Source organism: Rhodanobacter ginsengisoli (assembly GCF_042657065.1).
Lineage (GTDB): Bacteria > Pseudomonadota > Gammaproteobacteria > Xanthomonadales > Rhodanobacteraceae > Rhodanobacter > Rhodanobacter ginsengisoli.
Map to the genome: position 1 here is coordinate 147,694 of NZ_JBHSNF010000003.1, position 14,283 is coordinate 161,976.

12 protein-coding genes are annotated in these 14,283 nt (G+C 69.7%); all 12 read left to right on the plus strand.

Features of this window, described 5'->3' with window-relative positions; genetic code table 11:
• Positions 1–110 precede the first annotated feature (110 nt).
• From ACFPPA_RS14130 to ACFPPA_RS14185, 12 genes are read left to right on the plus strand one after another with little or no spacing between them, the layout of a single operon-like run.
• Positions 111–1,790, plus strand: a complete 1,680-nt coding sequence (locus ACFPPA_RS14130) for an eCIS core domain-containing protein (protein WP_377321000.1) — start codon at positions 111–113, stop codon at positions 1,788–1,790.
• 19 nt (positions 1,791–1,809) lie between these two features.
• A complete protein-coding gene (locus tag ACFPPA_RS14135; RefSeq protein ID WP_377321002.1) occupies positions 1,810–1,968 on the plus strand; it encodes a hypothetical protein in 159 nt (52 codons plus the stop codon).
• A gap of 42 nt (positions 1,969–2,010) precedes the next feature.
• On the plus strand, positions 2,011–2,766 hold the full coding sequence (locus ACFPPA_RS14140) for a CHAP domain-containing protein (protein WP_377321004.1): 756 nt from the start codon (positions 2,011–2,013) through the stop codon (positions 2,764–2,766).
• Positions 2,763–3,422 carry a hypothetical protein gene (locus tag ACFPPA_RS14145; RefSeq protein ID WP_377321006.1) on the plus strand — a complete coding sequence of 220 codons (660 nt, stop codon included), beginning with the start codon at positions 2,763–2,765 and terminating at the stop codon, positions 3,420–3,422. Before ACFPPA_RS14140 ends, ACFPPA_RS14145 begins: the two co-directional genes overlap by 4 nt.
• The gene (locus ACFPPA_RS14150) at positions 3,422–3,742 is read left to right on the plus strand and encodes a LysM peptidoglycan-binding domain-containing protein (protein ID WP_377321008.1); all 321 of its coding nucleotides are present in this window, start codon (positions 3,422–3,424) and stop codon (positions 3,740–3,742) included. The genes ACFPPA_RS14145 and ACFPPA_RS14150 overlap by 1 nt, the downstream gene beginning before the upstream one ends.
• On the plus strand, positions 3,735–4,871 hold the full coding sequence (locus tag ACFPPA_RS14155) for a hypothetical protein (protein ID WP_377321010.1): 1,137 nt from the start codon (positions 3,735–3,737) through the stop codon (positions 4,869–4,871). The genes ACFPPA_RS14150 and ACFPPA_RS14155 overlap by 8 nt, the downstream gene beginning before the upstream one ends.
• Positions 4,868–5,374 (plus strand): phage baseplate assembly protein V, encoded by a 507-nt coding sequence (locus ACFPPA_RS14160; protein ID WP_377321012.1) that lies wholly within the window; start codon positions 4,868–4,870, stop codon positions 5,372–5,374. The genes ACFPPA_RS14155 and ACFPPA_RS14160 overlap by 4 nt, the downstream gene beginning before the upstream one ends.
• An 11-nt stretch (positions 5,375–5,385) precedes the next feature.
• Positions 5,386–5,709, plus strand: coding sequence for a hypothetical protein (locus ACFPPA_RS14165; RefSeq protein ID WP_377321014.1), 324 nt, complete (start codon positions 5,386–5,388; stop codon positions 5,707–5,709).
• A 7-nt stretch (positions 5,710–5,716) separates the two neighbouring features.
• On the plus strand, positions 5,717–6,088 hold the full coding sequence (locus tag ACFPPA_RS14170) for a GPW/gp25 family protein (protein WP_377321016.1): 372 nt from the start codon (positions 5,717–5,719) through the stop codon (positions 6,086–6,088).
• Entirely contained in the window at positions 6,085–8,835 is a 2,751-nt protein-coding gene (locus tag ACFPPA_RS14175; RefSeq protein ID WP_377321018.1) for a putative baseplate assembly protein, read from the plus strand. The genes ACFPPA_RS14170 and ACFPPA_RS14175 overlap by 4 nt, the downstream gene beginning before the upstream one ends.
• Complete coding sequence (locus ACFPPA_RS14180) at positions 8,832–11,993, plus strand: putative baseplate assembly protein (protein WP_377321020.1); 3,162 nt, start codon at positions 8,832–8,834, stop codon at positions 11,991–11,993. The genes ACFPPA_RS14175 and ACFPPA_RS14180 overlap by 4 nt, the downstream gene beginning before the upstream one ends.
• A complete protein-coding gene (locus ACFPPA_RS14185) occupies positions 11,990–14,278 on the plus strand; it encodes a hypothetical protein (RefSeq protein WP_377321022.1) in 2,289 nt (762 codons plus the stop codon). The genes ACFPPA_RS14180 and ACFPPA_RS14185 overlap by 4 nt, the downstream gene beginning before the upstream one ends.
• Positions 14,279–14,283: the final 5 nt, after the last annotated feature.

Consider the following 14,283-nt stretch of genomic DNA (forward strand, 5'->3'; position numbering starts at 1 on the left):
ATCGCTTGCAGCGCAAGTGCGCCTGCGGTGCGCACACCCCGGACGGTGGCGAGTGCCGGGATTGCGCGAGCCAGCGGCTGCGACGCAGCAGCGCCCGGGCCGGTTCGCCAATGGTTGCGCCGCAGCTGGTGCACGACGTGATCGCTTCCCCCGGCCGACCGCTCGACGCCGCGACCCAGGTCTGGATGGGCTCCCGCTTCGGCAGCGACTTCAGCCGCGTGCGCGTGCACGACGATGGCCGCGCCGCCGAATCCGCGCGCGCGGTGGGAGCGCTGGCCTACGCCGTGGGCAGCCATGTCGTGTTCGATGCCCACCAGTACGCGCCGGGCACACCGAGCGGCCGCCGCCTGCTCGCGCACGAACTGGCGCATACGCTGCAGGATCCCGGCTCCGGCAGCCTGCATGCCTCGCTGGCGGTTGGGCGGCCCGACGATGCCTGCGAAATGGCCGCCGACCGGGCCGCCGATGCGGCGATGCGGGGCGAGCGGGTATCCGTCTCGCCCGGCGGCAGCGGATTGATGCGGCGGCAGATGCGCGGATGCGCCGCCACCGCGGGTGAGGGTCCGGACGTGCGCAAGGTACATTGCCCGGACGGCTCCGACTACCGGGTGACGATGACCACCGTCGACGGACCGAACGTGCCCGGGTTTCATGGCTCGGTCACGCCCGGCGCCAGCCTCAAGGAAATCTGGCTGGACGTCGAGCTGTGCAAGGGCGGCACCCAGGTGAACATCCGTCCCAGCGTGGATCTGCCGCCGGCGCTCGGTTCGGTCGTGGCCAACCTGGTCACCGGCGCCGACGCGCTGAAGGGCGTCGCCATCAACCCGGGCCTGAAGGTCACCTTCGTCCAGGGGTCCAGCTTCACGGTGACGCTCTCGCCGTCGGTCAAGCTGGACGACAAGGGCGTTGCCGGCGCCGGCGGATCGGTGAAGGTGCAGACCCCGGACGTCACCGTGACCGGCGGGGTGAACTGCGACCCGCGGACGAAGTCGTGCATGTTCACCATCGACATCGGCGGCGGCGCGAGGACGCGGGATGTCGACTGCCACAAGAAGGGCAAGCAGAAGCTCGTCTTCGCGTGCGAGAAGATCACCCACGTGCCTGCGGTGCCGGAGGTGCCCGGGCTGAAGCAGCAGGATGTCCAGACGCGCTACGTGTTCTTCCGCCACGCCAGGCACGAGGTTCGCAAGGATTTCCGGCTGCCGACCGATATCCAGGCATTGAACGAACAGGGCTATCGGGTCACCTCCATCAAGGGCTACACCTCGCCCGAGGGGCCGCGCGGATCCGAACACGCGCCGCAGTTCGAAGGCAATGTGGTGCTGGCCAACGAACGGGCGCAGGCGGCCCACGACTGGCTGGCGGATCCGAAGGTGTGCTCCGGCTGCGACCTGAGCCAGGCGGTGCAGAGCGGCGAAAGCGAGTTGCCGCCCGAACAGGGCAAGCAGCTGCCCGAGCCGAAGGGGCCGCAGATGGAGCACGGCGCCGTGGACGAGTTCCTCGGCAAGCAGGGCACGCCCGATCCGCTGGCGCCCGCCGATCCGGCCGAACGCACGAGGTTCGAGCGCCAGCCTTTCGGCAGGCAGCGCGAGCAGGCGTTCGAGCTGATGCGCCGGGCGGCCATCGTGCTGAAGCGCACGCGGGTGGTGCGCGAGCGCCAGCCCGGTGTGCCGGCGCGGGACGAGCCGAGCAGCGTCGAATGCAGTCCCGAGGTGCTCGAGGCCGCGCAGAAATCGTTCGGCATCCAACCGCCGGGTCCGTTCAACTTCAACGCACCGGACAAACCCTGATGGACACATCTGCGGCTTCGTGCTGTTCGCGTTCGCCCTGGCCAATGCCTGCCCGAAGCTCGGCGAGCCGGGCAAGGCACGGGCGAATGTCGGGCAGGCGCGCAGGCTCGATCCGCGCGTCCGGCTCAGCCCCGCGCTGCAACGCACGCTGCAACCTGCAGCACCATCGGCGCATTGAGGTGATCGAGATGGGCATGCGGCTACCGAAGGAGCAATGACGATGGATGTTCTGCGCAAGGGCGATCAGGGTTCGCAGGTGCGCCAGCTGCAACAGTTGCTGGTGCAGCGCGGCTATGCGGCGAACGTCAACGCCAGCTTCGACACGCGGACCTGGCAGGCGTTGCGCGCGTTCCAGGTGCAGAACCTGGATCAGCACGGCCAGCCGCTGGTGGTCGATGGCGTGGCGGGGCCGCTGACCTGGTGGAGCCTGCAGCACCCCAAGCCGTTCATCCAGCCGCCCTCGGCGGTCGACTACACCGTGTTGCCGGCCACCGGCGGCAGCACGCTCGGGCGCGCGGCGCTGGCGGCGGCGATCGGTGAACTCGAGGCGGGTGCCTGCGAGGTCGGCGGCAACAACTGCGGTCCGTTCGTGCGCAAGTACCTGGCGCCGGCCGGCGTGGCGGAAGGCAACTCCTGGTGCGCCTCCTTCGTCAGCTGGTGCTATCTGCAAGCCGTCGGCGGCGACAAGGCGGCGATGCCATTCGCCTATTCGCCCGGTGCCCGCAGCCTGCTGGCCGAGTTCAAGCAGAACGGCTGGTCCAGCGCACCGGGCAGTGACTACCTGCCGCTGCCGGGCGACATCGTGGTGTGGTGGCGGGTCAGCCTGCAGGGCTGGCAGGGCCACGTCGGCCTGGTGCATTCGGTGCAGGACGGCATGCTCTACACGATCGAGGGCAATCGCAGTCCCCGCGTGCAGGGCTTTTCCTATGTGCTGAGCCGGCTGGACAAGCTGCTCGGCTTCGGACACGTGCCATGAGCGGCTTCCCGGGCTCGCCGCGGATCCTCAAGAGCGGCATCGTGCTGATCGATGCCGCCAGTGGCGCCGTGCTGCGGGTGATCGCGTTGCAGTACAACCCCGATTCGCTGACCCGCTCGCTGCAGGTGCAGGCGGTCAGTGCCGATGGCGGCGACCGCTCCGAAGCGCTGCGGCTGAAGGGTCCGCCGGTGGAGACGCTGAAGCTGGAGGCGGAGATCGACGCCACCGACCAGCTGGAGTTTCCGGAACAGAACGGCATCGCCACGCAATCAGGCATCTTCGCCCAGCTGGCCGCGCTGGAGACGATGGTCTATCCGACCAGCGGGCAGCTGCGCGCGAACGATGTGCTGGCGCAGATCGGCACGCTGGAGATCGTGCCGATGGAGACGCCGCTGGCGCTGTTCGTGTGGAGCAAGTCGCGCATCCTGCCGGTGCGCGTCACCGAATTCGGCATCACCGAGGAAGCGTTCGATACGGCGCTGAACCCGATCCGGGCCAAGGTCAGCCTGGGCCTGCGCGTGCTGTCGGTGAACGACGTGCCCAGCGGCCACAAGGCGGCCAGCCTGTTCATGAACTATCTGCGCCAGAAGGAGCAACTGGCCGGCAGCAGCGCGGCCCAGCCGTTGTCCGCCTTCGGCATCACCGGAGTGCCGTGATGAATGTGATCTTTCCACCGACCAGCCGCTACGCACTGACGCCGACCGCGACGTTCGTGCGCGCCGACGGTACGCCGCTGGTCTATCTCCGGCGTCGCTTCGTGCCGCCGCCGGAAGACCTGGCCCTGCTGCAATGGCACCGGGTGGTGCAGGGCGAGCGGCTGGACAATATCGCCGCGAAGTATCTGGGCGACCCCGAACAATTCTGGCGCCTGTGCGACGCGAACCGCGCGCTGCGCCCCGCGGAGATGACCGGGACGATCGGGCGGGAACTGCGCATCACTCTGCCCGAGGGCATCCCGGGGGTGCCGCATGCTTGAGGGAATCCACCTGACCTTGCTGGTCGGCCCGGTGGTGCCGGTGCCGGTGCCGCAGGTCGTGCTCGATGCGTTGGTCCAGGTCGAGGTGAACGCACCGGACGAGGCAGCCGGCGCATTCACCCTGCAGTTCACGCTCAGCGTGCAGTCGCCGCTGCATACGCTGTTCCTGCTCAGCGGTGGCGGTGTGGTGCCGCTGCTGCGGGTGATCGTGGTGGTCACCGTGAATGGCACGCCGCAGGTGCTGATCGACGGCGTGGTGACGAGGACCGAGGTGCTGCCGGGGGCGGACCAGCGTCACACCACGCTGCAGGTGACCGGCGACGATCTCACCGCGGTGATGCAGAAGCTGGAGTATTCCGGCTTGCCGGGCCTGCCGTATCCGGCGATGCCGGCCGAGGCGATCGTGGCGCTGATCCTGGCCAAGTACGCCTTCCTCGGCATCGTGCCGCTGGTGATCCCCAGCATCGCGCTCGACGTGCCGATTCCGACCAATCGCATCCCGACCCAGCAGGGCAGCGACCTGGACTACATCCGTACGCTGGCTGAGCGCGTCGGCTACGTGTTCTATCTCGATCCCGGGCCGGCGCCGGGCAGCAGCATCGCGTACTGGGGACCGAAGGTGAAGGTCGGCGTGCCGCAGCCGGCATTGAATGCGGACATGGACGCGGCCAGCAATGTCGAGCAGCTCAGCTTCAGCTACAACGGCAACGCACGCAGCCTGCCGATCGTCTACGTCCAGGATGAGCAGACCAAGATTCCGCTGCCGATTCCGATTCCGGACGTCGGTCCGCTCAATCCGCCGCTGGGCCTGATCGATCCGCCGCCGCAGACGTTCCGCCCGCTGCCGGAGACGGCGAAATACACGCCGGTGCGCGCGATGCTGCTGGGCCTGGCCGAGGCGGCGAAATCGGCCGACACCGTGACCGGCCGCGGCAGCCTCGACGTGACCCGCTACGGCCGCGTGCTGAAGTCGCGCCAGCTGGTTGGCGTGCGCGGCGTCGGCCCGGCGTTCGACGGCCTGCACTACGTCAGCCAGGTGCGTCACACGATCAGGCGCGGCGAGTACAAGCAGAGCTTCGAGCTGTCGCGCAAGGGCCTCGTCTCCACCGTGCCGCTGGTGCCGTCATGAGCAAGTACTACGGCAAGTACCGCGGCACCGTGCTGCAGAACGTGGATCCCGAACAGCGCGGCCGCATCCAGGCGATGGTGCCGGACGTGTCCGGCCTGTTGCCGTCGAGCTGGGCGATGCCGTGCGTGCCGATCGCCGGCAAGCAGAGCGGTGTGTACGTGGTGCCGCAGATCGGCGCGGGCGTGTGGATCGAGTTCGAGCAGGGCGATCCGGACTACCCGATCTGGACCGGCGGCTTCTGGGGTAGCGCGGCCGAGGTGCCGGCACTGGCGCTGGCCGGCAATCCGGCCAGCCCGAGCCTGGTGCTGCAGTCGGGCCTGCAGAACGCGATCTCGATCAGCGACCTGCCCGGACCGACCGGCGGGATTCTTCTGAAAAGCGTGACCGGGGCCATGATCGTGGTCAACGAGATCGGCATCACGATCTCCAACGGCCAGGGCGCCACCATCGTGCTGGCGGGGCCGACGGTGACGATCAACAACGGGGCACTGGTGGTGACCTGAGGAGGTGGGCGATGCCGGGTTTCGTGATCCATGTCGGTGCCAGCGTGCTCTGTGCGCACGGCGGCCAGGCACAGGCCAGCACACCGAATCCGCGCGTCACCGTCAGCGGCCAGCCCAGCGTGACGATGCCGCCGCCCTGGCTGGTGGCCGGCTGTGCGTTGCCGCCGCCACCGGCGGCGAACGGGCCGTGCGTGACCGCGCAGTTCGTCAGCGCCGCCACCCGGGTGAGCTCGAACGGCCAGCCGTTGTTGCTGTTCGACAGCCAGGCGATCTGCGCGCCCACCGGCACGCCGCTGCTGATCGTCGCCAGCCAGACGCGCGTCACCGCGATGTGAGGACTCCATGAACGCTCATCTGAACATCGACTACCCGATGCACTTCGATCCCCGCGGCCGCACGGCCGCAACCGATGACGACGATCACGTGCGCGACATGATCGAGCAGCTGCTGTTCACCAGTCCCGGCGAACGGGTCAATCGTCCGGATTTCGGCAGCGGCCTGCTGCAGCTGGTGTTTGCGCCGAACAGCCCCGAGCTGGCGGCCGCGCTGCAGTTCACCGTGCAGGCGGCGCTGCAGCGCTGGCTCGGCGACGTGATCGACGTCGGCGCGCTGACGGTCGTGGCCAACGACTCGACCCTGCAGGTCGATCTGAGTTACACCGTGCGCGCCAGCGGCGACACGCGCAGCGACAGCTTCGTGCGGAGCCTGCCATGAATGCCGCGAACGACGGCGTCAGCCTCGGCGCGGTCGGCTGCGCGCCGCTGCCGCGGTGCAGCGTGCCGGCGCGGCGCGAGCGGCTGCATCGCGCCGGCACGCTCAACGGCATCGACTACGTCGAAGTCGGCGACGATGGCGTCAGCCTGTGCGTGCATCTGTTCGGCGCGATTCCGCCGGGGCTCGGCGTGGCCCATGTGCGGGTCAGCGGCGGCGACCGCATCACCGGCCTGCGCGCACTCAGCGTCAACGTCGAGGACGAGCCGGACCTGCACGACGAGGCCTGCCTGCGCGTGGTGCTGGACCGCGAGGGCGACCACACCGCGTATTGCCTGTGCCTCGTCGATGCCTCCTCGGGCAACGATCCGGCGAGCTGGCTGGCGTATCCGGGTTTCGACCCGCGCTATGCCTGCGCCAGCCTGCAGTTCCGCCTCGATTGCGCGAAATCGTACGACTGCGCCACGGCACCGTCGTGCGTGTCGCCCGCGCCGGCCCTGGCTGAGATCAACTACCTGGCGAGGGACTACCAGAGTTTCCGCCAGCTGCTGCTGGACCGCATCGCGCTGGACATGCCGGCCTGGCAGGAGCGGCACGTACCGGACCTGGGCATTGCCCTGATCGAGACGCTGGCGTATACCGCCGACCATCTCAGCTACTTCCAGGACGCGGTGGCCACCGAGGCGTATCTCGGCACCGCGCGTCGGCGCATTTCGGTGCGCCGGCATGCGCGGCTGGTCGATTACCGCATGCACGAGGGCTGTAACGCGCGGGCGCTGGTGACGCTGGCGTCGACGAACGACCTGAGCCTCGAGCTGGACAATCTGCTGCTGCTGGTGCCCCCACCGAATCAGCACGATGCGCAGTCCGGCGTGATCGACGCGACCCGGCTCGAGGCGGCGCGGGCACACGGCGCGCTGTTGTTCGAACCGATGCGGCTGGACGGGGTCACCCGCTTCGCCGTGGTCGCCGCGCACAGTGCGATCCGCCTGCATACCTGGGGCGACGAGATGTGCTGCCTGCCGCGCGGCAGCACGCGCACCACCCTGGTCGATGCGCCATGGCCGCCGGCGCCGACGGCAACGCCGCGGGAGACCACCGCGGCGAACGATGCCGCCGAAGAAGCCGCGCCGAGCCGGGTGCTGAAGCTGGCGGTTGGAGACCTGCTGATCTTCGAGGAAGTGCTGGGGCCGCAGACCGGCAACCCGGCCGACGCCGACCCGGCCCACCGGCACGCGGTGCGGCTGACGGACGTCCAGACGTCCGTCGATCCGCTCGATGGAACGTTGGTGCTGGAGATCGGCTGGGATGCCTGCGACGCGCTGCCGTTCGACCTGTGCCTGTCGGTGCGCACACCGTCGCCGGAGTGTGCCTGGTTGCACGATGTCAGCGTGGCCCGGGGCAATGTTCTGCTGGTCGATCACGGCGAGCATTTGCGCGGTCAATGCATGTCCACGGCCATCTGCGCGCCCGATGGTCGCGACGGCGACTATCCCGGGTTGACCGCGGCACTCGCCGCGCTGCCGGATGCCTGCCCGCGCTGCGAGGCGCTTGCCGAGGACTGCTGGCTGGTACCCGGTACCGTGCAGTACGGCTGCTGCCGCTGCGAAGGCGCCGTGCAGGACGTGGGGCGTCCGCCGACCGATACCGGTCACGTGCTGCCCGGTGCGCCGCTGACCTGGGCCGAGCCGCTGCCGCTGCACGCGCCGGTATGCGAGCTGCTCGCACGGGATCCGCGTGGCGCGCTGCCCCAGCTGAGCGTTTACGGCGGCCGGCTCGACGCGGTGCTGGTCGACGGTACGCCGGACCCGCGCTGGCAGTGGCAGGCTCGCTGCGATCTGCTGGAGAGCGGGCCGGACGATCGTCATTTCGTGGTCGAGATCGACGACGACGGCGCCGCGCACCTGCGCTTCGGTGACGGGGTGCTGGGGCAGCAGCCGCAGGCGGGGGATTTCTTCCGCGCCGCCCCGCGCATCGGCAACGGCGGTGCCGGCAACGTCGGTCGCGACAGCATCGTATGGCTGGCGCTGAAGTCCGGTTTGCTGGCGGCCGAGTTGCAACCACGCAATCCGCTGCCGGCCAGCGGCGGCACCGATCCGGAAACGCTGGCCGAAGTGAAGATGTACGCGCCCGGCGCGTTCCGGGCGACGCCGTTGCGCGCGATCGTCGCCGACGACTACGCGATGTTCGCGGCGCAGTCGCCGCAAGTGCAGGGCGCCGCCGCCGCGCTGGAGTGGAGCGGCAGCTGGTACGCGGCGGACGTGGTGCTCGATCCGCTCGCTTGCGAGAGCCTGCCGCCCGGGCTGGCGCGCACGATCAGGGCGCAACTGCAGCGCGTGCGCCGGATCGGCCATGACGTCGAGGTACGCGCCGCCTGCTACGTGCCCTTGCAGGTCGAGCTGTTCGTCTGCGTGCTGCCGGATTTCCTGCGCGCCCACGTCGAGGCGGAGCTGCTCGACCGGTTCACTGCGGGCCTGCGCCGGGACGGCCTGCCCGGCTTCTTCCATCCGGACCGGCTGCGCCTGGGCGCGCCGGTGTTCGTCAGCGCGTTGCTGGCCGAGGCGCAGGCGATCACCGGCGTGGCGCATGTCGAGGTCACCACGCTGACCCGCGTCGACGGCGGCCATTCCGGCGAGGTGCCCGACGATGGTGTGCTGCACCTGGCCGCGCGCGAGATCGCGCGGGCCGACAACGACCCGGATCATCCCGACCACGGAAGCATCGCGTTCATGCTGGGAGGTGGCCGATGAGCTGCTGTAGCGCCTGTGGCGAACACGCCTGTGCCTGCGGTTGCGGCGCCCGCGTCCGCACGCCGTTGCCGTTGAGCAACCGGCCGGGGCTGGCCAGCCTCGACTATCGCGTGGGTACCTACGCCGACTTCCGCGCCACCATGCAGGACGACCTCAGCGATGCCGCGCTGCCGGCACTGGCCGGGCTGCGCACGCGCGAGACCGACGATCCGGCGATGGCCCTGCTCGACGCCTGGGCGGTCACCGCCGACGTGCTGAGTTTCTACCAGGAGCGCATCGCCAACGAAGGTTTCCTGCGCACCGCCACCGAGCGGCGCTCGGTGCTGGAGTTGGCACGGCTGCTCGACTACCGCCTGCGTCCGGGCGTGGCGGCCAGCGTCTATCTCGCCTATACGGTGGAGAAGGATTCGCCGCCGGTGACGATTCCCGCCGGCGCTGCCGCGCAGTCGATCCCCGCCCCCGGCGAGCAGATGCAGACGTTCGAGACCGCCGAGCCGCTGGATGCTCGCTTCGAATGGAATGCGCTGCAGCCGCGGTTGACCCGACCGCAGGACATTTCGCTGGACACCATTGCCGGGCTCGACGAGCTGTGGTTCGCCGGCACCGCGACGCAGCTGAAGCTCAACGACCGGCTGCTGTTCCTGTTCGGCGACCTGGCCACCGGCACGCAGGCATTGCGCCGGGTGCAGTCGGTCGAGGTGCAGCAGGCCAGCGCGCGCAGTCGCGTCGTGCTGCAGCCGCTGGATGCGATCACGGTGAAGATCGTTGCCGCGGCGAACCAGGCGATCACCAGCCTGGCTACATCGGGCGCTGGCCCCCATCGGATGGAGTGGCTGCAGGCACTCGAATCGGTGCGGCAGACCTTGTTGCTGGGTGGCGACCATGGCGGCAGCTACGACGAACTGCTGGGGCCGCCGTTCGGACACGATCAACCGCCCAGCGGGCCGTCTGCCATCGACACCTTCAAGAACGCGGTGGAAGCGGCATTCGGGATGAGCTCGCCACCGGCGGGATCGTTCACCAGTTTTGGCGCGTTGTTCGGCGCGTTGACTCTCAACCGCACGCTGCAGCCGGCCAACAGCCTGCGCCTGCCGCGCAGTGTGGCCACCGCGCTGGGTACGGCCAGCGACACGCGTCCGCAGCTGCTGCTGAATTTCGCGCCGGCGTTGATCGGCAGCTTCTATCGCGCCTGGACCAGCGTGCCGCAGGGCCAGCCGTCGCCGGCATTGAGCGGGGTGTATGCGATGCGCGTGTCGGCCTCGCTGTTTGGCTACAACGCACCCCACATCATGGGGCTGGGCCTCAACACCGACGCCAACACCAAGGCCACCGTGCCGTACGTCTCCATGCCCGACGGCGACTGGAACACCTCGACCAGCCACAACGGCTCGGCTTCCGAACAGGATGATCGCGTGCAATTGGACAGCGCCTACGACGGCATCACGGCAGGCAGCTATCTGTTGATCCAGCAGATCGATCAGCCGGTGCCCCAGGTGGTTCAGGTGAAGAGTGCCCAGGTGCACCCGCGCAGCGACTATGGCATCAGCGGCAAGACCACTGACATCGTGGTGGTCGATCCCATGGCGAACGATGCGTTGCCGGTGTGGCCAGCGCCGACCATGGCTACCGTGCGCAGCGCCCAGGTATACGCACAGAGCGAACCGCTGCCCCTGGCCGAGCTGGCGATCACCGACACGGTCGGCGCCGTTGCAGCGAACGACAGCTCGTCCCCGATCACCGGGGACGGCGCCACCCGACTCACCCTCGACGGTGCAGTCGACGGACTGAAGGCAGGCCGCTGGGTGATCGTTTCCGGTACCCGCAGCGACGTGCCGGGCACCGATGCGGTGACGGCTGCCGAGCTGGTGATGCTGGCGGCGGTGGAGCAGGGTGTGGATGCGCAGTTGCCCGGCGACACCGTGCACAGCACCCTGGTATTCGCCAACCGGGGCCTGGCCTACAGCTACCGGCGCGACAGCGTGACGGTGTACGCCAACGTGGTGCGCGCCACCCATGGCCAGACCCGCCACGAGGTACTCGGCAGCGGCAACGGCGCCGTGCCGATGCAGGCGTTCGCGTTGAAGCAGTCGCCGCTGACGTTTGTCTCGGCGGCGACCGTCGACGGCGTGCAGAGCACGCTGAGCGTGCGCGTCAACGACGTGCAGTGGCGGGAGACGCGCAACCTCGCCTTCGCCGGCGCGGCCGAGCGCCGTTTCGTCACCGCCACCGACGACAGCGGCACGACCCGGGTGGTGTTCGGCGACGGCGATCACGGCGCGCGGCTGCCGACCGGGATCGAGAACATCACCGCGAGCTACCGCAACGGCATCGGCTCGCCAGGCAACGTCGACGCGCGGCAGATCAGCCTGCTGGCGACCCGGCCGCTGGGCGTGAAGGCGGTGATCAATCCGTTGCGCGCCTCCGGCGGTGCCGATCCCGAGACGCGCGACCAGGCACGTGCCAACGTGCCGCTGGCGGTGCTGGCGCTGGACCGGCTGGTGTCGGTGCCGGACTATGCCGACTTCGCACGCAGCTTCGGCGGGGTCGGCAAGGCGGCGGCGATCAAGCTCGGCAACCTGGTGCAGGTCACCATCGCGGGCGCCGCCGATGCGCCGATCGAGCTCGGCTCCGATCTCTATCGCAACCTGCTGCAGGCGCTGCAGCGCTATGGCGACCCGTCGCTGCCGTTGCGTCTGGCGGTGCGCGAGCTGCTGGCGTTGACCGTGAGTGCCAAGGTCGGTCTCGCCGATGGCTATGCATGGGAGCCGGTCGAGCCGCTGCTGCGTGCGGCCCTGCTCGACGCGTTCGGCTTCGAGCGGCGCGCGCTGGCGCAGGACGTCTACCTCAGCGAGATCGTCGCCTGCATGCAGGCGGTACGCGGCGTGGCCTGGGTCGACGTCGATGCATTCGGCAGCCTCGACGAGGCGACCCTGCTGGCCGGTTTCGGCGACGACGGTACCGACAGCAAGGGCCAGGGCGACGGCGCTCCGTTGCTGCTGTCGCGCCAGGCTGCGCCGGCGACCGCGTCCGCCATTCCGCCGCGGGTGCAGGTATTGCCCGCACGCTACGACAGCGACGGCAAGCTGCAGCCGGCGCAGCTCGCCTACCTGCCGCCGAACGTTCCCGACACGCTGCTGCTGCAGGAGGCCACGCCATGAGCGCACAAGCTGGAGGAGGGCGCAGCATGAGCGCGCAGGCGGATCGGCTGTACGACCTGCTGCCGGTGGTCCATCGCATGCGCGACGCCGACCAGGGTTTCCCGCTGCGCGACCTGCTGCGCGTGCTGTCGCGCCAGGCCGATGTACTGGAGCAGGACATCGCGCGGCTGTACGACAACTGGTTCATCGAGACCTGCGACGACTGGGTGGTGCCGTACATCGGCGACCTGCTCGGTTATGCCTTGCTGCCCGAGGCGGCCACCCTGGAGGCTGCCGATGCGGCCTGTGGCGCGGGCCTCGGCCATGTGCTGGCGCCGCGCGCCGATGTCGCCAACACGATCGACGCGCGGCGCCGCAAGGGCACGCTGTCCCTGCTCGAGGATCTGGCCCGCGATGCCGCCGACTGGCCCGCGCGCGCGGTCGAGTTCTACCGCCTGCTCGGCTGGATGCAGCATCTCGACCATCCGCATCCGCGCCGCGGCGGCAGCGCCGACCTGCGCGATCCGGGCCGGCTGCAGCGGATCGGCTGGGCCAACGGGGCGTTCGATCCGTTCGCGCACAGCGTCGACCTGCGCCGGATGGGCAGCCAACGCCGGCGTGGCCGCTACGGCATCGCCGATGTCGGCGTGTTCGCGTTCCGCCTGCGCAGCTATCCGGTGACGACGACACCGGCGTACTGCGAGGAGGAATTCGGTCCGCACTGCTTCAGCTTCAGCATCCTGGGCAACGACACGCCATTGTTCCATCGCCCGGTCGAGGAGACCGCGCCGACCCATATCGCCGAGGAGATCAATCTGCCGGTGCCGTTGCGGCGTTACCGCTTCGCCGAACGCGGGCCGCGGGCCGACTACGCCAGCGTGTCGGCCGCGCTCTACGGCGCAGGCAGAAGCGTGCTGATCCAGGCGCCGGACTGGCCGGCCAGGGGCCAGGGTCTGCCCGTGCCGATCGAGGCGCTGATTCCCGCCGATCTGTCCGGCTGGCATTACCAGGTGCCGCGCGGGCGCGTGGCGGTCGATCCGCAACTGGGCCGGCTGATGTTTCCGGCCAACCAGCGCCCCAGGCGTGGCGTGTGGGTGTCGTACCAGTACGGCTTCGCCGCCGATCTCGGTGGGGGCGAGTACGCGCGGTCGACGTCCGAACTGGAGAACGCCACGCGCTACATCGTGCATGCGGCGCTGCCGGGCGCCGCTCCCGCGGAGTCCTGGCCGGCGGGGCACTTCGGCGGCATCGCCGATGCGCTGGCAGCCTGGGCGCAGGCCAAGGCCGCCGCGTCGCAGCCGCTGCGCGCACTGATCATCGAGCTGGCCGAGAGCGGCGTGTACGAGGGCAGCATCGACCTGCAGCTCGACGCCGGCGAGGCGATCCAGCTGCGTGCGGCCGAGTGCACGCGACCGGTGCTGCGCCTGCTCGACGTGCGCGCCAGCCAGCCCGATGCACTGAGCATCGCCGGCCAGTCCGGCAGCCGCGTGCTGCTGGATGGGCTGCTGATCGTGGGGCGCGGCATCGAAGTGCAGGGGCCGAACGACGAAGGCGAGGGGCCGCCGCCGCCGGACGACCTGTGCGAGCTGCTGATTCGCCACTGCACCCTGGTGCCGGGTTGGGCGCTGCATTGCAATTGCGATCCCAAGCGCCCGGGCGAGCCGAGCATCACCCTCGACGGCAGCCGCGCCGCACTGCGCGTCGAGCACAGCATCCTGGGCGCGATCTCGGTGATCAGCCCGCTGCGCCGCGGCGAGCCGCCACCGCTTCGGTTGTGCGACAGCATCCTCGATGCCACCGGCGTCGAGCGGGTCGCACTGGGCGCGCCGGACGAAGCCGTGGCCTATGTGGACGCGAGTTTCAGTCGCTGCACGGTGATCGGCGAAGTGCAGGCGCACGGCGTGGCGCTGGCCGAAGACACGATTTTTTCCAGCGCACTGCGCGTGCTGCGGCGCCAGCTCGGTTGCGTGCGCTTCTGCTTCGTGCCGAACGGCTCGCGCACGCCGCGGCGGTTCCATTGCCAGCCCGACCTCGTGCTGGCCGCGCTCGCCAGCGGCGACGCGAGCCGGCGGGCGCGCGAGCTACTGCGGGTGGTGCCGCAGTTCGACACTGTCCGTTACCCGGCGCCGCATTACCTGCGACTGGCCGACGACTGTTGCGCGGAGATTCGCCGCGGCGCGTCCGACCGCTCGGCGATGGGCGTCTACCACGATCTGTACGAACCGCAGCGCGAGGCGAATCTCGCGGCGCGGCTGCAGGAATACGTTCCGGCGGGCACGGATGCCGGCATCTTGTTTTCGAACTAGGAGAT